This is a genomic window from uncultured Bacteroides sp. (genome assembly GCF_910578895.1).
Lineage (GTDB): Bacteria > Bacteroidota > Bacteroidia > Bacteroidales > Bacteroidaceae > Bacteroides.
This window is the reverse complement of record NZ_CAJTSC010000026.1, coordinates 19490-44295: the sequence shown is the minus strand read 5'-3', so window position 1 is coordinate 44295 and position 24806 is coordinate 19490. Positions and strand designations below refer to the sequence as shown.

The 24806-nt window shown below is 46.6% G+C and carries 21 protein-coding genes; 10 read left to right on the top strand and 11 right to left on the bottom strand.

Annotation, left to right across the window (positions count from 1 at the left end):
* From QZ327_RS08360 to QZ327_RS08335, 6 genes are all read left to right on the top strand, one after another.
* Positions 1 to 1394, top strand: a 1394-nt coding sequence (locus QZ327_RS08360; protein WP_294618621.1) for a S9 family peptidase, incomplete at its 5' end; no start/stop codon positions are given.
* Positions 1395 to 1782: 388 nt separating this feature from the next.
* Positions 1783 to 3180, top strand: a complete 1398-nt coding sequence (locus tag QZ327_RS08355) for a DUF3575 domain-containing protein (protein ID WP_294618620.1) — start codon at positions 1783 to 1785, stop codon at positions 3178 to 3180.
* Positions 3177 to 4163: a DUF5119 domain-containing protein gene (locus QZ327_RS08350; protein ID WP_294618619.1), complete on the top strand. Its 987-nt coding sequence runs from the start codon at positions 3177 to 3179 to the stop codon at positions 4161 to 4163. Before QZ327_RS08355 ends, QZ327_RS08350 begins: the two co-directional genes overlap by 4 nt.
* Before the next feature lie 89 nt (positions 4164 to 4252).
* Positions 4253 to 5677: a fimbrillin family protein gene (locus QZ327_RS08345; protein WP_294618618.1), complete on the top strand. Its 1425-nt coding sequence runs from the start codon at positions 4253 to 4255 to the stop codon at positions 5675 to 5677.
* Between the two features lie 163 nt (positions 5678 to 5840).
* Positions 5841 to 9122 carry a fimbrillin family protein gene (locus QZ327_RS08340; protein WP_294618617.1) on the top strand — a complete coding sequence of 1094 codons (3282 nt, stop codon included), beginning with the start codon at positions 5841 to 5843 and terminating at the stop codon, positions 9120 to 9122.
* Positions 9123 to 9139: 17 nt separating this feature from the next.
* On the top strand, positions 9140 to 9262 hold the full coding sequence (locus QZ327_RS08335) for a hypothetical protein (RefSeq protein ID WP_294618616.1): 123 nt from the start codon (positions 9140 to 9142) through the stop codon (positions 9260 to 9262).
* 142 nt (positions 9263 to 9404) lie between these two features.
* Here the strand turns inward: QZ327_RS08335 and QZ327_RS08330 are convergent, their stop codons facing one another.
* The 4 genes from QZ327_RS08330 to QZ327_RS08315 all read right to left on the bottom strand — a co-directional run bounded on the left by QZ327_RS08330 (position 9405) and on the right by QZ327_RS08315 (position 12149).
* Positions 9405 to 10187: a hypothetical protein gene (locus tag QZ327_RS08330; RefSeq protein ID WP_294618615.1), complete on the bottom strand. Its 783-nt coding sequence runs from the start codon at positions 10185 to 10187 to the stop codon at positions 9405 to 9407.
* A gap of 4 nt (positions 10188 to 10191) precedes the next feature.
* Positions 10192 to 10494 carry a hypothetical protein gene (locus QZ327_RS08325; RefSeq protein ID WP_294618614.1) on the bottom strand — a complete coding sequence of 101 codons (303 nt, stop codon included), beginning with the start codon at positions 10492 to 10494 and terminating at the stop codon, positions 10192 to 10194.
* Between the two features lie 198 nt (positions 10495 to 10692).
* The gene (locus tag QZ327_RS08320; protein WP_294618613.1) at positions 10693 to 11808 is read right to left on the bottom strand and encodes a PspC domain-containing protein; all 1116 of its coding nucleotides are present in this window, start codon (positions 11806 to 11808) and stop codon (positions 10693 to 10695) included.
* 14 nt (positions 11809 to 11822) lie between these two features.
* Entirely contained in the window at positions 11823 to 12149 is a 327-nt protein-coding gene (locus QZ327_RS08315) for a PadR family transcriptional regulator (protein WP_294618612.1), read from the bottom strand.
* A gap of 400 nt (positions 12150 to 12549) precedes the next feature.
* On the opposite strand from QZ327_RS08315, the gene QZ327_RS08310 reads away from it, so the two are divergent.
* Positions 12550 to 13053, top strand: a complete 504-nt coding sequence (locus QZ327_RS08310) for a GNAT family N-acetyltransferase (protein ID WP_294618611.1) — start codon at positions 12550 to 12552, stop codon at positions 13051 to 13053.
* An 86-nt stretch (positions 13054 to 13139) separates the two neighbouring features.
* On the opposite strand, the gene QZ327_RS08305 is transcribed toward QZ327_RS08310, so the two are convergent.
* From QZ327_RS08305 to uvrA, 3 genes are all read right to left on the bottom strand, one after another.
* On the bottom strand, positions 13140 to 14702 hold the full coding sequence (locus QZ327_RS08305) for a peptide MFS transporter (RefSeq protein ID WP_294618610.1): 1563 nt from the start codon (positions 14700 to 14702) through the stop codon (positions 13140 to 13142).
* A gap of 107 nt (positions 14703 to 14809) precedes the next feature.
* Positions 14810 to 15289 (bottom strand): Cys-tRNA(Pro) deacylase, encoded by a 480-nt coding sequence (ybaK, locus tag QZ327_RS08300; RefSeq protein ID WP_294618622.1) that lies wholly within the window; start codon positions 15287 to 15289, stop codon positions 14810 to 14812.
* A gap of 140 nt (positions 15290 to 15429) precedes the next feature.
* Entirely contained in the window at positions 15430 to 18261 is a 2832-nt protein-coding gene (gene uvrA / locus QZ327_RS08295; protein ID WP_294618609.1) for an excinuclease ABC subunit UvrA, read from the bottom strand.
* A 185-nt stretch (positions 18262 to 18446) separates the two neighbouring features.
* Here uvrA and QZ327_RS08290 point away from each other — a divergent pair, with 185 nt between their 5' ends.
* The 3 genes from QZ327_RS08290 to QZ327_RS08280 all read left to right on the top strand — a co-directional run bounded on the left by QZ327_RS08290 (position 18447) and on the right by QZ327_RS08280 (position 21979).
* A complete protein-coding gene (locus tag QZ327_RS08290) occupies positions 18447 to 20249 on the top strand; it encodes a LysM peptidoglycan-binding domain-containing protein (protein ID WP_294618608.1) in 1803 nt (600 codons plus the stop codon).
* 53 nt (positions 20250 to 20302) lie between these two features.
* The gene (locus QZ327_RS08285; RefSeq protein WP_294618607.1) at positions 20303 to 20989 is read left to right on the top strand and encodes a porin family protein; all 687 of its coding nucleotides are present in this window, start codon (positions 20303 to 20305) and stop codon (positions 20987 to 20989) included.
* 120 nt (positions 20990 to 21109) lie between these two features.
* Positions 21110 to 21979 carry an Rpn family recombination-promoting nuclease/putative transposase gene (locus QZ327_RS08280; protein ID WP_294618606.1) on the top strand — a complete coding sequence of 290 codons (870 nt, stop codon included), beginning with the start codon at positions 21110 to 21112 and terminating at the stop codon, positions 21977 to 21979.
* 272 nt (positions 21980 to 22251) lie between these two features.
* On the opposite strand, the gene QZ327_RS08275 is transcribed toward QZ327_RS08280, so the two are convergent.
* The 4 genes from QZ327_RS08275 to QZ327_RS08260 form a co-directional block, all read right to left on the bottom strand.
* Entirely contained in the window at positions 22252 to 22710 is a 459-nt protein-coding gene (locus QZ327_RS08275; RefSeq protein ID WP_294618605.1) for a DUF4293 domain-containing protein, read from the bottom strand.
* Complete coding sequence (locus QZ327_RS08270) at positions 22710 to 23045, bottom strand: DNA-directed RNA polymerase subunit omega (RefSeq protein WP_294618604.1); 336 nt, start codon at positions 23043 to 23045, stop codon at positions 22710 to 22712. The genes QZ327_RS08275 and QZ327_RS08270 overlap by 1 nt, the downstream gene beginning before the upstream one ends.
* 56 nt (positions 23046 to 23101) lie before the next feature.
* Complete coding sequence (locus QZ327_RS08265) at positions 23102 to 23905, bottom strand: outer membrane protein assembly factor BamD (RefSeq protein ID WP_294618603.1); 804 nt, start codon at positions 23903 to 23905, stop codon at positions 23102 to 23104.
* A 468-nt stretch (positions 23906 to 24373) separates the two neighbouring features.
* Complete coding sequence (locus QZ327_RS08260; RefSeq protein ID WP_004290856.1) at positions 24374 to 24799, bottom strand: hypothetical protein; 426 nt, start codon at positions 24797 to 24799, stop codon at positions 24374 to 24376.
* Between the last annotated feature and the right edge of the window lie 7 nt (positions 24800 to 24806).

The following is a 24806-nucleotide window of genomic DNA, read 5'->3' as shown; positions in this document are numbered from 1 at the left end:
ATTCTAAACAAATAGCTTACACCAGCCGGAAAAAGCAAGGATTGGCATACGCCATATCTACCGACTCGGATATATACCTATATAATATAGAGGAAGGTACAACGCTGAACCTGTGCAAATTGAATGGAAAAGATTCGAACGGAACAGATGAAATGAGAGGGTATGACACCAATCCTAAATTCAGTCCCGATGGTAAATACATTGCATGGCAAAGCATGGAGCGCGATGGTTACGAAAGCGACCGAAACCGCCTGTGTGTCTATAATTTGGACAATGGTCAGAAGACATTTGTTACTGAAAGTTTCGAATCGGGCGTAGATGACTACTGTTGGAATAACGATTCGCAAAGTCTGTACTTTGTCGGCGTATGGCATGGAACCAGCATGATATACAGCACCAATCTGAACGGTGATGTAAAAAAACTGACTGACGGCATGTATGACTACGGATCAGTAGCCATGGCAGGCGACAAAATAATTACCAAACGTCATTCCATCAGTGCGGCCGATGAAATCTACACCCTCACTCCTACTGATGGACAAGTGGCGCAGCTCTCGCATGAGAACGACCATATCTTCAAACAATTGAATCTGGGCAAAGTGGAAGAAAGATGGACCAAGACTACCGACGGCAAGCAAATGCTTTCATGGGTGATCTATCCCACCAATTTTGACGCGAGCAAGAAGTACCCTACTTTATTATTCTGTGAAGGCGGCCCGCAAAGTCCTGTGAGCCAATTCTGGAGCTACCGCTGGAACTTCCAGATTATGGCAGCCAACGACTACATCATCGTGGCTCCCAACCGCCGCGGGCTTCCGGGCTTCGGCGTGGAATGGAACGAGGCTATCAGCGGTGACTACGGCGGGCAGTGCATGAGGGACTACTTCACGGCTATCGACGAAATGGCTAAAGAGCCGTTTGTCGACAAAGAGCGTCTGGGCTGTGTGGGCGCCAGCTTCGGCGGGTTCTCCGTCTACTGGCTTGCCGGACACCACGACAAGCGTTTCAAGGCATTCATTGCCCACGACGGCATCTTCAACATGGAAATGCAATACCTGGAGACGGAAGAGAAATGGTTTGCCAACTGGGACATGGGCGGCGCATACTGGGAAAAGGACAATGCCACTGCCCAACGTACATTTGCCAATTCACCACACCTCTTTGTAGACAAATGGGATACCCCTATCCTCTGCATCCACGGTGAAAAAGATTTCCGCATCCTCGCCAACCAGGCTATGGCGGCGTTCGATGCAGCCGTGATGCGCGGCGTTCCTGCCGAACTCCTTATCTATCCCGACGAAAACCACTGGGTGTTGAAACCGCAAAACGGTGTCTTGTGGCAACGTACATTCTTCGAATGGTTGGACAAATGGCTGAAAAAGGAAACCCTGTAAATCCAAAAAACGCTCAAAAGAAGGCTGAACAAGATCCAGACAGGCTCTAAGAAAAAGGAAGTTAACATCATTACCGCATAGATGTTAACTTCCTTTTTTCATGATGTTAACTTCGTGCGAACTACTTAGTTAACTTCCTTTCGGATATGATGTTAACTAACAGCAGACGCTGCATTACATTCCTCACGCACAGAGAACATACACCGTGTTCGCCACAAATAGTTAATTATTCTAAAATTTACACGCGTTAACAATAAAAATATTTGTTGTTAATACGCTCATTTATAAATTTGCAATGATTTAACTATGTACAACATCTATGTTCGCTTGTCTGATAGCTAATATAAAGAAGGTTTGTTACTGCCTGTTATCATTTGCAGCACTTAGTGTGTCTGCACAAGAACCGGATGGTAGACAGGAGATTTATGTACAAATAAAGTATCAAAAAGGATACTCCACTCTGGATACGTTGTTGGGCAATAACAAAGCATCCCTGAACAAACTGATTACACAACTTAAACAACTGGAAACCAACCCGATTGCTGCCATAAAATCTATTACCATCAAGGGCAGCGCCTCGCCCGAAGGATACATCACTTACAACCGGAGACTGTCCGAGAAACGTGCACACAATCTTCGTGCATATATGTTGGAACATACTTCCTTGCCCGATTCCACTGTCAAAGTGGCTCTCTCGCATATAGACTGGGAACTGCTGGGCAAGTTGGTGGCAAACACAGACCAGCCGTGGCGTGACGAAGCGATTAAGATTATCAATGAAACTCCCATATACATCTACGATGATAAAAACCATATCATTGACGGACGTAAAAACCAATTGGGCATGCTACGGGGCGGACGTGCATGGGAATATATGAAGAAAAACTTCTTCCCGGACATGCGCAACGCCATGTTCCAAATCGTATACGAGCAGGAAATGCGCAACAACGTCCCCGATAGGCTCACCCAACGGCAAGCCACCATATCCGGCAACCTTGCTGCAAAGCAAGATACAGTTTTTGTAGAAACTACTGAAACGGCAGATGCGACAAACGTGGCAGCTACGGCAGACGTGACGGATACAGTAAGTATGGCAGACACTGCAACAATAGTAGTTACCGCAGATGTAACTGATTCAACCGATACATCCGATGCCGCCTGGAACAATGCTGCATCCGCGCAAACGACAGTGCCGGCAGACGACATGCAGCGAAAGAAAGGTGCGTCTTTCATCGAAAAACTTCCATTCACTCCCTTGCTGAAGACCAATATGCTATACGATGCCGCCCTCCTGCCCAATATCGGTTTGGAAATAGGAATCGGACAAGAGTGGTCGGTAAGCGCCAACTGGATGCATGCCTGGTGGAGCAGCAATGCCAAACATCGTTATTGGCGCGCATACGGCGGCGACCTTGAAGTGCGGCGGTGGTTCCGTTTGCCGCGCGGCAATGCACAGCAAGATTTCTGCGGGCATCATGCGGGCATCTACGGACAGATGCTGACCTACGACTTTGAATGGGGCGGCAAAGGCTACCAGGGACGACCATGGAGTTGGGGCGCCGGAGTTTCCTACGGCTATTCATTACCTGTGGGCAAACAGTTCAACATCGACTTCACACTGGGCATAGGCTATCTGACAGGCGATTATATGACATACAACGTACAAGACAACTGCTACGTATGGGAATCTACCCGCCGGCGCAAATGGTTCGGACCTACAAAAGCCGAAGTATCGTTAGTGTGGTTCATGGGCGGACGCCGTACAACGAAAGGAGGTATGCGATGAGAATACGTTCCGTATCCCTCCTGTTAAAACATGGCATCATGCTCTGCGTGGCATTCATTGCCTGCGCATGCGAACACAAAGAACTCTGTTACGACCATTCGCACGTAGTAGAGCTGGACATCCGATTCGATTGGAGCGAAGCATTGGCAAGCGAACTGCTGGCAAGCAAGGCATCGCCAAGCGATGCGCTTCCCTCCACCATGGTGGTGCAATTCTTCACCACGGACGGCAGGTACTATGAAAGCCGGGAGCTGTCAAACGACGGTGGTAAGATACGCATCGAAGCCGGGGAATACAAACTGCTGTTCCACAACGGCGGGATGGAGACCGTGGACGAACAAGGCGACCGTTATGACGACTACAAGCTGTCGGGCATCCCCCAAACGCTGCTCGACCCTATGGGACGCGGAGAAATGAAAGGCGACACCCCGCCACGTCCCGAGGGAACGGAAGAAGAACCGGTGCGCGCCACACCCGAAATGGTTTGGGGCGGCAGCCACGAATACTTGAATCTGGAGGTGGGTATGGAGGGGCAAACGGTCACGCTGACACCCACCGAAGCCACTGCCGAATATAGCATTGAAATACGCAACATAGAGAACTGGGACAACGAACTAGACTTCAGTGCCGCCCTGAGCGGTATGGCGCAAAGCTGGCGGATTGCCGACAGCACCCCCTGCGCCAAGGCAACCCTCTCGTTTGGGCTGCGTCCCGGCGAGGACGAGAATCACGACCCCACACTTGTGGCACGGTTCTTCTCGTTCGGCCATTGTCCGGAAGAGGAATCAAAGCACATCCTCTCCATCTACACTTCCAACAAGTATCACTATACGCGTGATGTGACCGACCGGCTGCACGAAACTCTGGACGCCAAGCATATAGAGATTATCATTGACGGGCTGAAACTGCCCGGTTCGGGAGTAAATCCCGACATGGAGGATTGGGGTGACAATGAGGAAGACATTGAGATTGACATGAACTAAGGACGTTTCGATAATGTAGACAGCCACAGACTGATAAAGAAGCGGCCAACATATAACAAGACCGAAAAAACAATAAAAGAAAAACATATATGAAAAAGACTAACAGACTTCCTGAATTGATTGCAGCAACCGCTCTGCTATTTGCCGGTTGCTCGAATGATGAAGTGGTAAACGTTTATCAAGGAGAAGCCATTTCATTCAACACGCGGGTATCAACGCGTGCCACCGTGACTACGCTCGCTAATCTGAATGCATTCAAAGTATATGCGGATGCTCCGGGGTACGACGAAATGTTTATAGACGGAGCAGTGGCTACCAAAGAAGAGGGAAGCCAGTCAAATAATCATTACCAGCTCTTGAATCCGGATGGAACCGGCAATTATTACTGGCCTTCCAATATAAACTCAATCCGGTTCTGGGCATACGGTCCCGCCGGCAATGCAGACGAAAAAGACGATTTTAAAGTGGATAAAGATGCTACTACCATCAATGCAGGCAGACAGGAATTGGCGAATATAGTACCGGAAGTCAGCCTGACAGAAGGTGGAAAGACACAGAAAGACTTGGTGCTGGCATACAGCGACATAAAACGAAACGATGCCACCGGTATGCGCGTTCCGCTGAAATTCGTGCATGCATTGTCGCAAATCAATGTTACCGCCAAAAATGGCAACAACGCTGGCGACAAACTTGTCTACATCAAGGGAGCATGGTTGATGCAAGTGCATGGTCAGGGAACAATGATTTTTGCAAAAACGAAAGATCCCGATACAACGACTCCATATCCCGAGATACATGAAAATTGGATGCATTGGAAACCGGCAACCAACATTTTTAAAGATTATGGCATTGTAAAATCAAATAAGGCTGTAACGAGTGAAGAATTGGGTCCCCAAGAGCTCTTGCTTGGTAGCAGTGACACTCCTTTAATTGGTGGCGAGCAGACCGAAAACGGCTCATCCACCAATTTGATGCTTATCCCGCAACAAAGAAACGAATACAAATTCGAGGCAAAAGACCAAGAAAAGCAAGAAGGCGCATACATCCTGTTGTTGTGCCGTGTGGTTGCCAAACATCCCGGTGCTTTCCATCCGGAAGGAGAGGATGTGAATGCCCAAGCAGGTACAAAAGCGGAAGATGCCTATCATTACCACCAGCTATTCCCCGTTAATAATGAAGGAAAAATTAATCCCAAAGAGTTCGGATATACCTGTGTTCCCATTGAAATCAATTGGTTACCGGGTAAAAAGTACACATACAAGCTTACTTTTTGTGGCAAAAACAGTGGTGCGGGTGTTTATCCGCCGGATTTGCCTGCTGATTGGAAACCATTGGAACCGGATTACAACAATGATGTGGAAATTGTCTACAGACCTGAGGGAGCCCCGGGTAGTGACAGTGACAAGAAGCCGGGCGACCCGGTACTCGACCAGCCTATAACTTTCGAAGTAGCAGTAACAGACTGGGTTACTACAGGCAATCCGGAAGAAGACAAACCGACAGACATGAAATAACCGAGGATTTCCCTATCCTCCCCCTCCCTGGCACGTCCGGGGAGCGTTTTATTCACTCCTTTTCGGGCACAGGTTCCGCGGCTCTTCCGTTCTCTTTTTCCGTGAAAGCCGTGTAATTCCGTACCTGAAATTTTTACATAGTGTAACCAGCAAAACCGAGATTATGCAACACTTCAAATTATTCCGCCACGCATGCAGACTCATGGTCGGCATGTCCGCATGCGTTTCGTTTTGTCTTGTAGCATCGTGCACCGATGACGCCTTCACCCAACACCGGGCAACGGGGTTGCTTCTGTTCGATGTGGAAGCCCCTACCGACTGGGGCAGCGGTTCCGCACGTGTTGCCGATGAAGATATAAGCATCCGGAAGATGTCGGCATCCGCCGGAGACCAACCGCTTTACCTCATCACGGAAATCACTGATGCTAACAGCAGCGCTACAGTCTCCACCGACGGAGTGGTGACGCGCGGCACACCAATCACAAAGGACAATTTCCCCACCAGCTTCGGTTTGTCTGCCATCTGCTACACAGGCACTTGGTCCGACACCGATGCCGACAATTGGCCCGTAAATTTTGCCTATAACCTGAAAGTGGAAAAAGGCGGCACGGCATGGCACGTTGCCGATGGCGAGAAGCTCAACTGGGTAGGTTCGGGCAACATCAAGTTCTATGCCTATTCGCCCTACTCCACCAATGAATCCGGCATCGTCCACTCCTCGCAAAGTGCGAAGGGTGTGCCCGTACTGACCTATACAGTGCCCACAGAAGTTGCTAAGCAGCCCGACCTGATGGTTGCCACCGCCGACTGCGGCGGAAACGGAACCGGCGATGCCATCAACTCTGCCGGACACGTAGCGCTGACATTCAAGCATGTGCTTACGGCAATCAACATAAAGGCAGGCACGGCCATGCTGGCAGGAAAGATTACGAGTGTATCCATTTCGGGAGTGCATGGCAAAGGAAGCTACAAAATGGGTGACAGCAAGTGGACCACGGATGTAACCACCCCGCTCACTACATACACCGCCACACTCAAAAAAGACGGGGAAAATGAAGGTATAGACCTGCCGGTGGATAAAGGCGGGAATAAAGACAACATCTACACCGAACCCGGTACCAGCATCATTGTGGACAACGAATGTACTTTCATGATGCTGCCGCAGACCTTGCCCGACAACGCAAAGCTGACGGTACAATTCACCGACAGCCTTACCAAGACCGAACGTACACTTACCGCCGATTTGAAAGGCAGCACATGGGGTATAGGCAAGAAAGTGACCTACTCCATTTCGTCCAAAGGCATACTCGTGGAGCCGCAGATAGACATCAGCATAGACCGCCAAGCCACATACCCCGAAGGAATGTTGCCCATGAGCGGATACCTGCACAACGTGGGGTTGAACGCGCGCGTCCGGGTGGTGCAGGCAGGCCAGGTGGCAACGAAGACATTTCCTATCAAAGGCTATACCCTGCAATACTCCACAGACGGCGGAACAAACTGGCAGGATGCCAATGGCAAAGACGAAAACTATGGCTGGAAGCCCAAAAACGGTACACTGACAGGCGACAAACTTTATGAAGCCCTTGCCGATACGAAAACCCCTGTAGCAGGGTCGCTCAGCTTGCCGGCACAATCGTCTTTTACTGCGTTGCGTAACAAATTCAACACCATAACCGAAACTGGAAAGGGGACGGAAAGCGCCCCGTGGGATTTGGTAGAAAAAAATGACCCGCAGGAAAGCGCCAACTGCTATATAGTGAACGACCACGGTTACTACACTTTCCCGCTCGTTTACGGAAACTCGATAAACAAGACAAATTACGAACCTTATACATACAAAGGAAGTAGTCCGAATGACAAAGTGTTGAAAGTATTAACGGACTATAACAACAATCCGATTACTCAGAAGGAGATTCAAAATGCGAAAGACGCGATAATCATTTGGCAAGACACCCCCGACTTAGTGACGGATGTAACCCTGAATGACACGAAAGACGCGGTACTGTTCCGTGTGCCTCGCCCCAGCCTGGGCCAAGGCAATGCCATCATTGCCGTGCGCGATGATGGCGGCACAATTATATGGAGCTGGCACATTTGGGCTACTCCTGCCGACTGGAGCAAAAGTGGCACACAAGAAATTAAAGCAATTGTTACCGGCAATCACGGTGGTGACGGAACGCATCACCTTGCCCCCTGCAACTTAGGTTATTGCGACCGACGAGGCGCCAATGAGGAACGAAATATCCAGATACGCTTCAAAATAACAATGCTTGATGGCACAACGTTTGTTACAACAGATACAAAGACGTCCGACTCTAAGGTTGTAACAATACAATCAACGAATGCCAAAACAGCAGCAACTACAAGAACCGGGAGCGCCCAAACCAGGGAAGAAGCAACCAAGGGGTTCGTTACATTGAAGCAGGAAGCAGTGGTAGCATCCATGGCAGGAGACAACCCCTACTACCAATGGGGACGTAAAGACCCGATGCTTCCGGGCATCTACAACCGGCAGACCCTTGATGAAGCCAGAGCGAACTACGGAACTGATGAAACAAAAGTCGAGTACATCAGACAATTTGACATGCAGAACAAACCATTCTATGCTACCCGAGAATATGAGTTTGGTGCTGCCGAAAGCGGAGTAACTATCGGGCAATCCATACAAGAACCCCATCACTTCTTTATACATACAGCAACAGAAAATGATGCTAGTGGCACATTAGAAAATTATCTACGCCGACATTGGTACAATGGAGGAAGTGATGGCGACGTAGCTACTAAAAAGCCAATCATGAACTTTTGGAATTTGCATCATGATGTTGAGTGTAAATCAAACGATCTTGTTTCTCCCAATGGAGATTTGACTATAAAAACCGTATACGACCCATGCCCAGCGGGTTATAAAGTGCCGGAACCCAATGTTTTTTCATTATTCTGTAATCGTAAACCAGGAAAATACCCTGTCGGAACGCAGTTCGCTCATTTGCTTACGAATCCGGAAAAGAAGCCGGAGAATGTCACACTTATTACGGACCAAGGTATATGTATTGGTTGGAATGTAAATTTATATGATATAGTTCCCAAGAATGACGGTACCGGTGGTATGGACACAACCATGATTGACAACAAAGTTGTTTTCTTTCCTGCTACCGGACTAAGAGATATGGGTTTGGGGAATAAGCACTACAAGATTTTAGGAGAAAAAGAAGGTTCATGGCCGGCTCATAGCTGCCTGACCTTTATAGCGACTTCCGGTTTTCAAGGCGACAGTAGCGGTAGCAGTTGCCTGTTGTTTTCACTCGATAACAGATCTCAATTCGACACTATTGAGATAAATGGCAACATGGTACCTATGGATAAGGGGAGTTTGGGAATTTCTATAAACCTTGCTACTAATAATGCATATGGATTCAGTATCCGCCCGATACGTGACGAATAGCAAAGAGGCATGGCATCATGCCTCCGCTTCTCTTACATGGAACACAGCAAGCCTGCATCTACACATTCCCCCTCCGGAATGACGGAAATGCAGGCTTGCTGCTTACCGACCGTTTCTCCACTCCCCTACCGGCTTTCTAACTCCCCTTTAACTCCCGACAATTCCTCTAACTCCCTTAAACGCAAGGAACTGTGGGTAAAGACAAGCATAATGGACCAAATGGGAAGTATGCGAAACAAATCCGGAGAGAAATATAGTAATAAAAAGAAACCAACTAACTCATTACGAGTCAATTGGTTTTTCTTCCTCTTCAGTTGAGAATGGGAAAACGGGAACAATTTCATTCCCCTTGTCCTTATAATAGTTTTCTATAACTTCCAAGGTGTTATCTATATACTTTCTCGGTGCATCCGACACCGTTTGTCTGATATTGTTCAAAGCATCTTCTATCTCCTTAAGCTGTTCCTTCTTGGACTTATCAGAGTCTTTAAGATACCAAGACAATTCATAGTGAGATATTTTCCCGCTCTTTAAAGGCGCCTTAATATCTTTAAAAACAATATCCTCTTCCAATTTCAGGATAGAAGCTTCAGCAGTATGATGTATCAATATCCCATAATAATGAATGTTTTCCTCTAAAAGATAAGCATCAATCAGCGCTTGCCCAAAAAACAACTGCTTAGGAATGTCGCAAGTAATGCGCCCCTGCGCAATAGCCCCCTTTATAGGGATTTGCTGCTTAATCGCCACCCGCATAAGATCACTTGCAACTTCGGCTATTATTCTCAGATTCTTCTGAGTAGTATCATTACTAAACAACACGATACTGTCTGAGAACTGCGCTAACTGTATATCCGCATTTTGATATTTACCTATACAACCGATAATGCTTTTATTAAAATCTGTCAGTTGGGCAAGCAACTTGTTATGACTAGTACGGGCAACACGGTCTTTAAACCCCATTATATCCAAAAATACGACAAAACGGTTAGTCGTATTTTTATCTACTTGCGGCTGGAAATCATTTTCATCCTCTAATATAGGGATACTTTGTTCTATATCCATAGCGTCATTCAGCTGTTGTGGGAGTAACGGCATAGCAATAAACCACATTGCTTGTGTCGTCTCCGCCCTTATTATCCCCTCTCATTCCTAATTTTAAGAAGTGGTTTTCTACCTCTCTGGCAATATCAGAGTTTTCGGCAGTACGGAAAATCCACCAGTTTTTCTCTTTCGGCACATTGTGTTCTTTAAACATGCGCTGTTCCACATCATTTGTAATCCCGATATAAAAATCGGAATAATACCTTTTACCACTTTTGGAGAGGTGTTCCACTATCTCCTTAACTATAGTCTCATAGTCTTTTTTCATCTTATTGTCTTTAGGAATGCTTCACAAAGGTAGATGTAATTTACGTCAATCGGAAACATTTTAGTAGTTTTTGATGTAAAACATCTTAAGATTTACACGGATTTCGTGATTTTTCCGTGAAAACCGCGAAATCCGTGTCTGAGAAGAAACCTGCCGGATAGGTTAGGAACAACTTCCAAAGATAATTTTTTCCACCCTTTACAAAAAGGAGAAGGGCAATGCCGATAGTATGGGTTCCTGCATGGCAAGGCAGATGCCGAACAGTGCCGCACTTATAATCCAAAGGATTACCAACGTCCACTTCAGCCCGAATGCCATAGGACGCCATTTGAATGCCAAGCTGAAGATTGACCAGACAAGGCTCATCAACGGAATGGCTACCAACAGAACACCCGCAATGCACATTACGATAGCAGCCAACGGAGAGGTAGGCAATGCCACATCGAAAGCGGGGAACATGGAAATCAGTGCCGCTCCCCCACCGATGGCAACCGTTGCGGCAGCAAAAAGCAATGCGACAAATACTATCCCGAACACCAGCAACAGCGGACTGCAGAGAATGGCGAGTATCACCAAACAAACCTTAAGGCATAATCCGACAACCATCACCAACGTATCGCCCAACCTCTGCAGGAAAGTACGGGGTTTGTCGGAGTGCATGTAATTGTTCACACCGTTTGCCACCTTTTCAAAACCTCCGGTCACCGTTTTTCCTATATTGTCCACCGTGACCGCCTCTCCCCGCATGCTCAACTTTTCGGCTGCCGTACGGGCTTCGGGAACGATTATCCAACAAGCAATATAGGCGGGCAGCAAGAACTTGAAACCGAATATCATGATTACGACAAACAGCAGGCGGCAGATGGTAACATCCCACCCCCAATAGGCAGCCAATCCGCTCACCACGCCCCCTAACATCTTGTCGTCGGGGTTGCGATAAAAGCGATGATGCACTTTTCCGGCAGTTGCCGAAAAGTCCGTACCCGCATTGCCCGTACGGCTGCCGCCACCACTCTCACAGCCTTCCGTTTTGGCAGCGCCATTCTCCGCATCAGTATCCAACTCTTCGGGTTTGCCCATGCGTGCGATAACCTCTTCCACATCGGCAATGGTAATCACCTGCGAACCCGTAACAAGCTTCTCCGCAAACAGTTCGGAAATGCGGCGTTCGATGTCGTCGATAATCTCGTCCGCACCGCACTCCTTGCGGAAATGTATCTTCAGGTTGCTTAAATAGTTATCTAAAAGGCGGTAAGCGTCTTCATCAATGTGAAAAACCGTTCCACCCAAGTTTACTGTGAATGTCTTCTTCATTGTTATATGTTTTTTTATTTGTTTGCAATATGACTGACCGTATCGCTCAATTCCTGCCAGGACACTTCCAGTTCCCTCAAAAAGCCCTCTCCTTTCCCCGTAAGCTTATAATACTTGCGTGGCGGTCCTTGCGTGGATTCTATCCATTCATAACTCAACAAATCATCATTTTTCAGACGGGTAAGCAACGGATAGAGTGTCCCTTCCACTACAATCAGCCGCGCCTCTTTCAGTTTCTGTATGATGTCCGAGGCATACGCCGGCTCCTTGTGAAGCAACAGCATGATGCAATACTCAAGCATCCCTTTACGCATTTGCGATTTTACATTGTTAACGTCCATAATCTCTTTATGTTTATTAAGAGCCTGTTTAATAGGTTTTATATGATTCTGCTTTTGCGGACAAAGCTGTCGTCTCCCTGTCCTTTGCATGGCACAAATATATGTATTATGCAAGTACCTTGCATTACAAGGTACATTACGTTTAATATTTTTTAAGAGCCATACCTGTTAAAGAACAACTTACTTCGCTATATTTGTATTCCATTAGAGCCTGTTTAAATTTTATTCAGCATTGTTTTGAGCGTTCTTTTCGAGGATGTTTTTCAATTTTTTGAGGAGGAGCATAGCGGGCTATGTGACGAATAAAAAGAGGGAAACAGACCGGAAAGAGGTTCAAAAGAAGCTGAAAAAACTTTTTGAAGAAAATTTAAACAGGCTCTTAATATAAACACTACAGAATATGTTTACTATCAGAAAAGCGACAAGTGCCGATTGCGAGTTAATTCATAAACTTGCCTGGCAGATATTTCCCGAAACTTACAAAGAGATACTCTCCAAAGAACAAATAGCATATATGATGGAATGGATGTACTCTTTAGCGAACATCCGCAAGCAGATGGAAGAGGAAGGACACGTATACCTCATTGCCTACGAGGAGTGTGAAGCGGCGGGCTACGTATCCGTGCAGCAGGAAGAAGAAAATCTGTTCCATCTGCAAAAGATTTATGTGCTCCCCTATTACCAAGGCGCACACTGCGGCAGTTTCCTGTTTCGGGAGGCTGTGAAATACATCAGGAACGTGCATCCCGGTCCGTGCACGATGGAACTGAACGTGAACCGCAACAACAAGGCGGTGCGTTTCTACGAGCACATGGGAATGAAGAAATCAAGGGAAGGTGATTTTCCGATAGGAAACGGATATTATATGAACGATTATATAATGCAACTGGAGATTGAAGAATAGGCGGTGCGGCTACAAAAAAAGAGGATGTGTCGAAATAACTTATACATGGTTTCGACACATCCTCTTTTGTTTTTTATACTATCCGGTTATTTCGCTACTCTCTCCAGCCACTTCACCATCGAGAGCATCACAATCATGGAAGCGGCAGTGGCACCCACGAATACCAGCCAGCATGCCCAAATGGGAACAGTAGTATAAAGAATGCCGCCAATGAAGAGCAATGAATTGCCCACCGCAGTTGCAGCCAGCCAACAGCCTTGCATCAGTCCCTGCAAATGAGGAGGAGCCACTTTAGACACGAAAGACAAGCCCAGCGGCGAAATGAACAATTCGGCAACCGTAAGAATGAAGTACAAACCGATCATAATCCACGGAGTGACGCGGATGGCGCTGACTTCGGCAGCACTCATCGTGCTCAACGCGTCTTTGGCGGGCAACGTAAACGAGAACGCCATCAGGAACACGTAAGCCAATGCCGCGATGCCCATACCGATAGCAATCTTCATCGGAGTGGACGGCTCTTTGTCTCTCTTCTTCAACGCGCCGAACAGCCACATAATGAACGGAGTAAGGAAGACCACAAAGAACGGGTTTACGCACTGGAATATTTCAGCACCCTTGATGCGGGTAAAACCGAGGTCGATGTCGATTACGCTCAAGTCTACATAGTCGCGTGCGAAATATGTGAGCGAATAACCGTTCTGGTGGAACGACAACCAGAAGAAGATTACCACCCCGAACACGGCGAACAAAGCATAAATGCGTTGTCGGATTTCGGCTGCGCTCATCTTGATTTCTTCCTTGCTTACAGTAGTATCCTGCTCTTTAGCCGCTACCGTCTTCTTTGCAGGATCGGGGAAACGTTTCTTGTTTGCCAGATAGATTACCAATGAAATCAACATGGCTACAATGGCGGCCATGAAAGCGTATTGGAAACCACGGTTGAACACATCCAGATAGTTGTTGACAAATGCACCCATATCCGCCACATGGCTACCGTCGAGCGTCACTTTGTCTGCCAATGCCGTAAGGTTCTCCATTGCCTGGGGAGCCATTTTGTCGCCTTCCTTGAGGAATTGATGGCAAAGCTCGGGCAAGGTGGCATCGTAGTCGAAGTTGTTGACCTTCAACCACCAGTTGCGCACACCGATGGCAATCCACGGAGCAAAGAAACCGCCGATATTGATGAACATATAGAATATCTGGAAACCGGAGTCGCGCAGGCTTGAGTATTTGGGGTCATCGTACATCTGGCCTACCAATGCCTGAAGATTGCCTTTGAACAAACCGTTGCCGAAAGCGATAACCAGCAATCCGAGACAAGTCAGCCCCAAATAAAGACCTAAGCTGGGAACAGGCGTAGGAGTAGGAATGGCAATGATGAGATAGCCGACAGCCATCATCAGCAATCCGGCAAGAATAGTGCCTTTGAAGTTTTTCGTCTTGTCGGCAATGATACCGCCTGCCAATGCCAAGATATAGATGGATGCATAGAATGCGGAATAGATATATCCGGTGGTTGTTTCAGACAGCCCGAACTTCGCCGAGATAAACAGTGTGAGGATTGCCATCATAATATAGAAGCCGAAACGCTCTCCCATATTAGCCAAAGCGGCAGCAATCAAACCATTAGGGTGTTTGCTAAACATAAAAATAAGTTTTTGTAAATTAGTAATTAGTATTAGTTTATTTATATGTTTTTCATCGAGATTTCCGGTAAAAAAACGGAATATCTCTTGCCGGAAGCACGGATTTTTCATTCCTCGAAAAGCGTGCAGACCTCGGCACGTACTTCCTTTATCAAATCTTCCGGACTGAGTTTAAGTTGCAGCCCGCGTTGCCCGGCACTGATATAGATATAGGGAAACCGCAGGCAAGTCTTGTGGATATAGGTGGGAAAAGGCTTTTTCATGCCGATAGGCGAACAGCCGCCGCGGATGTATCCCGTCAGCGGAAGCAGCTCTTTCATAGGTATGAGGTCGCACTTCTTGTTTCCGGACACCTTCGCCGCCATTTTCAGGTCTACTTCATGCTCTCCGGGAATAACGCACACAAAATATCCGCTCTTGTCGCCATGCAATATCAGTGTTTTAAAGACCTGTTCTATATCTTCCCCCAAGCTGGCGGCAACGTGTATGGCACTCAGGTCTTTTTCATCCACCTCGTACGGAATAAGTTCGTAGGCAATCTTAGCCTTATCAAGCAGCCGGGCGGCATTGGTTTTATTGATTTTCACTTCTTTCATTGCAAGTTATGATTAGATACGAGTAAATAATTTTTTCATCGGAACCACGGCTATAAGAGCCTGGCCCGTGCTCCTCATAAAAACAGGAAAACATCCTCGAAAAGAACTATCAAAAGAAGGCTGAACAAAATTCAAGCAGGCTCTAACTCCTCTTTCAGAAACTTCGGGGTATGTCCTTTGGTGCTCTTCGCCACCTCTTCGGGCGTGCCGCAAGACAACAATTCTCCCCCGCCCTTACCGCCTTCGGGACCCATATCGATGATATAGTCCGCCATTTTTATCACATCGAGGTTATGCTCGATAACGATAACCGTATTGCCTTTATCGACCAGCCTGTTCAGCACACTCATCAAGACGCGGATGTCCTCGAAATGCAATCCGGTGGTAGGCTCGTCAAGGATATAAAGTGTTTTGCCCGTGTCGCGTTTGGCAAGTTCGGTAGCCAGTTTCACACGCTGGCTTTCACCACCGGAAAGCGTGGTGGAGGACTGGCCCAGTTTGATATATCCCAGACCGACTTCCTGGATAACCTTGATTTTATTCAAAATCTGAGGCACGTTCTCAAAAAATTCCACCGCACGGTTTATCGTCATATCCAACACATCGGCAATGGATTTCCCTTTGAAACGCACTTCCAGCGTCTCGCGGTTGTAACGCTTGCCGTGGCAAACCTCACAGGGAACATACACATCGGGCAGGAAGTTCATCTCGATAGTCTTATAGCCGTTGCCCTGGCAGGCTTCGCAACGTCCACCGCTGACATTGAACGAGAAACGCCCCGCTTTGTAGCCGCGTATCTTGGCTTCGGGCAAACCGACAAACAGGTTACGGATGTCGGAGAACACACCTGTATAGGTAGCGGGATTGGAGCGCGGCGTACGTCCCAAAGGAGACTGGTCTACGTTCACCACCTTGTCTATATACTCCAACCCTTCGATACTGTCGTATTCCAAAGGGTCCTGCAGGGAACGATAGAACTTCTGCGAAAGAATAGGCTGAAGCGTTTCATTAATCAGCGTAGACTTTCCACTGCCCGACACGCCCGTTACACAAATCAGTTTACCGAGCGGGAACTCCACATCTACGTTTTTCAGGTTATTGCCCTTCGCACCGCGCAACCAAAGACTATGACCGCTTCCCTTACGCCGTTCGGCAGGCACTTCAATGGCACGCTCGCCGTTCAGGTATTGGGACGTGAGCGTATGCGTCTGCAACATCTTCTGCGGAGTGCCCGCAAAAACCACCTCGCCACCCAACCGTCCGGCTTTGGGCCCCATATCAATAACGTAATCGGCGGCAAGCATCATGTCTTTGTCATGCTCCACCACGATGACGGAATTACCCATATCGCGCAACTCTTTCAGCGAATGAATAAGCCGCTGATTGTCGCGCTGGTGCAGCCCGATACTCGGTTCATCAAGGATATAGAGCACATTTACCAGTTGCGAGCCTATCTGCGTGGCGAGCCGGATGCGCTGGCTTTCGCCGCCGGAAAGGCTGACAGCACTGCGGTCTAACGACAAATAATCCAACCCTACATCCAACAGGAACTTCAGACGGGTACGGATTTCCTTCAATATCTCTACGGCAATCTGCTGTTGCTTGTTGCTGAGATAGCGGTCCACGTTCATCAGCCAATCATACAATTCGTTGATATCCATCGTGGAAAGTTCGTGGATATTCTTATCATGAATGCGGTATGCCAAAGCCTCCTTATTCAGTTTCGCCCCATGGCATTCGGGACAAACAGCGGTCTTGGCAAACTGTTCCGCCCATTTCTGCGCAGTAGCGGACGCATCTTTTTCCTGCAACATCTGAATGTATTTCACTACGCCTTCGAAAGTGACAAAGTAATCGGAAGAGGTGCCGATAAGCGAACTCTTTATCTTGATACGATCGTCCGAACCGTATAAAATCTCATCAATGGCATCGTCCGGCAACTCCTTGACAGGAGTTTTCAGCGTAGCTTCGTATTTCTCCAACAAAGCGGTAATCTGCCAGAATATCATACTGTTCTTGGACTTTCCCAAAGGTATGATAGCACCTTCGCCGATAGAAAGTTCACGGTCCGGAATGATTTTGTCTATATCAATCTGGTTCACCACACCCAGCCCCTTGCATTTAGGACAAGCTCCCTGCGGAGAGTTGAAAGAAAAGTTATGAGGGGCGGGTTCGCGATAAGACAATCCGGTGACAGGACACATCAGGCGTTTGCTGTAATGGCGCACGCTTTCGCTTTGGGCATCAAGAACCATCAGCAATCCGTCTCCCTGGCGCATGGCAGCGGCAACACTGTTTTTCAGGCGGGTATCATCCTTGTCCGCCACCACCAACTTGTCGATTACCACTTCCACATCGTGGTTTTTATAACGGTCAAGTTTCATGCCGGGCAAAGCCTCGCGTACCTCGCCGTCTACACGGACATAGAGATAACCCTTCTTGCGGATTTGCTCGAACAACTCCTTGTAATGCCCTTTACGACTACGCACCAACGGGGCAAGAAGATAAATACGCTTGCCTTTATAGTCGTTCAGAATAAGTTCAAGAATCTGTTCTTCGGTATATTTCACCATTTTCTCACCGGAGAGGTAGGAATAGGCTTCGCCGGCACGGGCATACAGCAGACGAAGATAGTCGTATATCTCCGTTGTCGTGCCTACGGTGGAACGCGGATTTTTATTGGTGGTCTTCTGCTCGATGGAAATCACAGGACTCAAACCTGTAATCTTATCCACATCGGGGCGCTCCAGGTTGCCCAGGAAATTACGGGCGTAAGCGGAAAAAGTTTCGATATAACGGCGCTGGCCTTCGGCAAATATCGTATCGAACGCGAGGGATGACTTACCGCTTCCGCTCAACCCGGTGATGACCGTCAGGCTGTTGCGGGGAATTTCAGCATCAATGTTCTTCAAATTGTGTACACGCGCTCCGTATACGTTGATATATTCTGTCTCTTCTTGCATACTTTAAATGAATGAATTTGTGCAAAAATAACGGTTTCCGACCGAATATCAGTCGAAACGGACTATTTTTCGGTTTTGAAATGCACTATATTATTTCTTAACGCAATCGTTTGGTTAAAATGGGACAATATTGTTAACTTTGCGGCTACTTTGGGAAATTGTAAACATAAACCAACGATTACTGAATGAAAACGATTAACCGTATTTTTTGCTCCCTGCTGCTTGCCGGCGCATGCAGTTTTGGCGTAAACGCACAAGAAAACCAATCTTATTTTCTGCATACAATAGAAAAAGGCCAGAGTTTATATTCCATTGCCAGCATGTATAACGTCAGCCAAACGGATATAGTAAAACTGAATCCGGGAAGCGATGACAAGATATATGTAGGACGCACCCTGCGTATTCCGCGTACGGATGCCGGTGTACAAAAAGAGACTTTCCATACCATAGTTCCCGGAGAGACCCTCTATAGGCTTACAGTAAAATACAACGTATCCGCCAAAGCAATATGCGATGCCAACCCCGGGTTGAGTGCCGAAAACTTCCGTCTTGGACAAGTAATCCGCATCCCGTCTTCTACGGATACGGAAACCGCCGCTACCGGTACGCCGGAACTTGCCGCCCCTCCCGTAGAGAGCGTATCCGTGCAAGCTCCGGTACAGTCGCGCTGCCGCGATATGCATAAGGTAAAACGTAAAGAAACGGTATTCAGCATCAGCCGCGAATACGGCATTACGGAAGCCGAACTCATAGCTGCCAATCCGGAACTGCGGGGCGAGACGAAGATAAAGAAAGGATCGTTTCTCTGCATCCCCTATCCTTCCTCTCCATCCCGGACGCCACAAAACACACAGCCTCAGACGATACCGAGCGACAGCGAGCTATTCAGCGAGAACCGGAAGAGTAACGAGCGCATCAATGTCATCAAAGCTGCCGTAATCCTTCCTTTCTTATCCGATGGAGCAAGCAAAAGCGAATCTGCCAAAATGGTGGAATATTATGAAGGATTCCTGATGGCGGTAGACAGCCTGAAACGTACGGGCACGTCCATTGACCTCTACACATATAGTACTGGTGCTGTCACATCGTCTTTGAGCTCCATACTTGCAAAAAGCGAAATGAAAGACATGGATGTAATTTTCGGTCCGCTGCACCAACAGCACATCAAGCCGTTGGCGGATTTTGCAGACAAGCATGATATACGCCTGGTGATACCGTTCACATCCAAAGACAATACCGTATTCCGAAACCCGTCCGTGTATCAAATCAATACGCCCCACTCCTATCTCTATTCGGAAGTGTACGACCATTTTGTGCGCCAGTTTCCCAACGCCAACGTTATCTTCATCGAGGCAAGCCAGGGAACCAAGGATAAGGCAGACTTCATCAAGGGGTTGAAAGAGGAGTTGCGCAACCGCTCCATACCTATGAAATCAGTGAAAGAGGATGCTACCGTGACATCATTGAAAGCCGTGCTGCGCGATGACCGCGAGAATATCTTCATCCCTACTTCAGGAAGCAACATTACACTGATCAAGATACTGCCGCAACTGACATTGTTGGTACGCGAAAAGCCCGAAAGCCGCGTGCACCTGTTCGGTTATCCGGAATGGCAGACTTATACCAAAGACCATCTTGAAGCTTTCTTTGAGTTGGACACCTATTTCTACTCCTCTTTCTATACGAACAATTTGCTGCCGGCTGCCATCAACTTCACCAAGAGTTATCGCAAGTGGTATGGAAAGGACATGGACGAACGTTATCCCAAATTCGGCATGCTGGGCTTCGATACGGGTTATTTCTTCCTCAAAGGATTATCACGCTACGGTTCGGGGTTTGAAAAGAACTTGAACGGAATGGACCTCGTTCCCATTCAGACCGGATTTAAATTCCAACGCGTAAACAACTGGGGCGGATTTATCAACCGGAAGGTATTCTTTGTACGTTTTACCAAGAACTTTGAGCTGATAAAGCTTGATTTCGATTAAAACTATTGACAACTGCCCGATTACAGTAATTCGCAATTTGCCATTTAAGAAAGATGAAACTAAAGACAATCATAGGAACTGCACTTTTGGCGGGTATACATGCCTTGCCGGCAAGCGCACAGATAGGCGAACAACGCCACAACTTCTCTGTGGGTATCAACGGCGGTATCAACCTGAATAGTGTAAGTTTCTCTCCCAGAGTCCGCCAAAGCAATCTGGTGGGCGTCAACGGCGGACTAACGGCACGCTATATTTCCGAAAAGTATTTCAGCATGATATGTGGCGCGCAAATCGAGATGAACTTCTCCCAACATGGTTGGGATGAATTTTACGAGGATTATCCCGACTTGCAATATACACGTAAGATGAACTATGTAGAGATTCCCTTCCTTGCCCATCTGGCGTTCGGCAAGGAAAGAGGTTTGCAGTTCTTTATCCATGCCGGACCGCAGATAGGCTTCTTCTTGGGAGACAGCTATACGAAAAGCGGCGATTGGGACAATTATCCGGGGCTGACCGTTGAGCAACACAACAAAGCCGTAGACAACAAGTTTGACTACGGTATTACGGGCGGAGCCGGTGTAGAACTTCGTACCAAAGCCGGAAATTTCCTGATAGAGGGCAGATACTATTACGCCTTGTCCGATTTTTACAGCAGCACCAAGAAAGACTATTTCTCCCGTTCGGCGCACGGAGTCATTACGGCTAAAATCACTTACTTGTTCGATTTGAGGAAATAGCAGGATGAATTATGAGCGGCATCCACCCGGGTAACTTCAAGAAAAACAAGCCTCTATACTTGCCTTATCGGACTATTTCCCTATCTTTGCGGAAGTCTTAACCAAAAGAACTGCAACATTATGGTAAAGTTTATCAATCCGTTTACCGACTACGGATTCAAAAAGATTTTCGGGCAGGAAATATCCAAGGAACTGCTGATAGATTTCCTGAACGACCTGCTGGAAGGTGAGCGTGTGATAACCGACCTCACTTTCCTGAACAATGAGCAACTTCCCGAATGGGAGGATGCACGTGCGTTGATATACGACATTTACTGCACCACCGATACAGGTGAGAAAATCATTGTAGAAATGCAGAACAAGTCGCAAGTGCACTTCAAGGAACGTGCTTTGTTCTATCTATCGCACGCCGTCGCAAGACAAGGACAGACGGGAGATTACTGGAAATTCGACATTAAGGCCGTTTATGGCGTGTTTTTCATGAACTTCCTGCTCAAGGATAATGTTAAGTTCCGTACAGATGTCATCCTTGCCGACCGCGAGACCGGTGAGTTGTTCACCGACAAGATGCGCCAGATTTTCCTCGCCCTGCCCGTCTTCAACAAAGAAGAGGAAGAATGTGAAACTGATTTTGAACGCTGGATCTATACGTTAAAGAATATGGACACACTGAAGAGAATGCCTTTCAAAGCACGTAAAGCCGTCTTTGAAAAACTGGAAGAAATAGCAGACGTATCCTCCCTCAACCAGGAAGAACATGAGTTGTATTGGAAAAGCATCAATGCCTATCGCACTGCATTGAGCGTACAGGAAGCTTCCAAAGAGGAAGGAAGAGAAGAAGGAAGAGAGGAAGGAAGAAAGGAAGGAAGGGAAGAAGGTAAAAGGCTACAAACTTTAGCCATTGCCCGTACAATGAAGCAAAACAATATGTCTCCAAGCGTCATTGCCCAGTCTACCGGCTTGTCAGCCGAAGAGATAGAAGCTTTATAAGTGGCTATTCTCGGAGAGAGATCACACTGCCTACCCCGATGGAATTCCCGAAAACGACAAAGAGCACAACGGCAATTGTCCGCTGTGCTCTTTTGTCCCAAAGCCCGGAAATGGGCGATGCGTGATTCTGTCAACGCAAAAAAACTACGTCTGAGTCGATTTTCAATTCTTACCAGATTCTTATTTTTTAGTTACATACAAAAGCGTGTGCACTATATAATATAAGCATGATAAGAAAAAAGTATGATAAGAAATTATTCTTTCTTTTCCCATTAACGCAACCTATCCGCAGCTTTCACCATCAATTCATCACGATAGATGGCACGGAAAGCCAAATAGTTCAGTATGATTGATACGGCAGGCAGGCATAAAGCCCATCCCAACTGGAAACCCATTGCATTCAAATCGCTTTTCAGGATAAACATGAACACAAAAAAAGCAATGTAATAACCTATCAGCATAAGACTGCCGAAAACCGTCATACGAATTTGCAGCATACGGTTACGGAACAGAAATATGGTGCATAACGCAATAATCGCACTCAACAAAAGAATGCCGAACAATCCCCAAGTGGACTGGAAACTTCCGTCAGCCAAAGTTACGCCCAACGGTTTGAACACGTGAGCCGCCACCCCATCCGAACCTAAGAACTGTCCTACCGGCAAACAAAGAGCTACAACCAGCAGGATAGCCACTAATAATAAATAGACGGACTGAATACGCTGTATCATTACTGCAATTTTTCTTTTTCCTTAGAAGGATTACGATAATATACCTTACCTTCAAGATATTCCTGAGTACCGATCAATGTAGGTTTCGGCAACTTTTCATAATAGCGGGATATTTCAATCTGTTCGCGGTTTTCGAACACTTCCTCAAGATTATCGTTGTAAGAAGCAAACTCCGCCAATTTCTTAGAAAGGTCATTCTTGATTTCCACACTGATTTGATTGGCACGCTTACCAATAATCGCTACAGTTTCGTATACATTACCGGTATCCTCACACAACTCCATCATGTCACGAGTCACCGTAGTTGAAGGAGCATTTGTCTTTCTGTAATCCATAAATTTCTATCTAAATTAATTTTTATTCTATAACAATTATCTCTCACTTTCTATTATCAGTCTTTCAAGATTTTCTGTGCTTCCTTAAAGATGCGATCGGCATCTTTCGTGTATTTACTTTCGGGAAACTCATTTTTAAAAGCATAATATTCGTCTACCGTTTCACGATAACGTTCCGCCCGTTTATCTTCCACACTATACACAGCCATCTCATATTTGGCACGCAGGATAAGGATAGATAAATCTTCACGCATATTGGTATAAGGATAATCCTTCAAAGCGTTCTGTGCAGTGATGACACACGATTCGTAGTTATTTCCCAAATAGTTTCCTAAATTGTAATAAAGTTTGGCAGAAAGATATTCTTTCATAACCAACTTGTCCTGCAAAGCGAATATCATGCTTTGGGCTTCTTCTGTCTTTGCACTGTTCGGGAAGTATTCAAGAAACATCTGCAATTGCTGAATGGCGCTGTATGTGGCAGACTGGTCCAAACGAGGTTCCGGCGTGTCCAGATACAATGCCTTTCCGGCATGGAAACGTGCCAATTCGGTAAATGTACCACGCGGATACACATTATAATATTGGATAAATGTCTGTGCCGCCGTCTGATAATCTTTCTGGTTATAATAGCTCATACCCAGCATATAAAGTGATTCTTCCGCTTTATCAGTACCTTTAAGAATGGCAATCAACTCGTTCAGCAACGTTGCGGCACGGTTGTACTGACCTTTTGCAAAGTAGTTTTTTGCCGCTTCATACTTGTATTCGTAGTCCGTGCTTTTCAGCAACTTGTTGTATTCTCCGCACGAGGAGAGCAGCAGTGCTGCAAGCAAAGTTATAAGGATGTTCTTCTTCATTACTTTTGTTCAAATAATGCGCAAAGATAGAGGTTCGCATCGAATTAAACAACGATACGCCCTTAATTTTTCAAAAACAAGGACAATAGGAAGCGGTTTATGGCGAAAGGATGTGTATTAAAAAAACGAGCGGAACGCAAACCACACAAATAGTGCAAACGACCGATACGATAAGTCCTGATTACCAGAAACCTAAAAAATGACTTTACGCAATTTGTATAATTTGCGTTCCTCTATTCTGTTTTGATATCCGCTATTCGGAAACCGAGTATTAATGAATGTTTAAGAGCCTGTTTAAATTTTCTTCAACTTCTTTTGAGCCTCTTTCCGGTCTGTTTCCCTCTTTTTATTCGTCACACAGCCCGCTATGCTCCTCATAAAAATTGAAAAACATCCTCGAAAAGAACCATCAAAATAATACTGAATAAGACTTTAACAGGCTCTTAAACAAAATCTTAATCACCCAAATCAGAGTTTATACAAGTCGCTTGCAGCCAGCAAGTCCACTTTCTTCTCTGTCAGTACCCGGATACAGTTTTCCATGTCGTTGGGACGGATAATGACATTGGCAGTCTGTCCGTTGGCAAAGGAGTACATATATTCAATGAACACGCCTTCATCGGACAGGCAACGGAGCACCTTTGCCAGCGAACCGGGAATATTGGGACAACTGATTCCCACCACATCGGTTACGTTTACGGCAAAATGATTATCCTTCAAAGCCTTGTATGCCTTATCGGGTTCGGAGACGATGCCGCGAAGAATACCGAAATCGGCATTCTCGGCTATGCAGAGAGCAGAAAGATTAACACCTTCCTTGGCAAGAACTTCCGTCACTTCCGTAAGGCGACCGGACTTATTTTCCAAAAAAATAGAAAGTTGTTTTGCTACCATAGTTTTA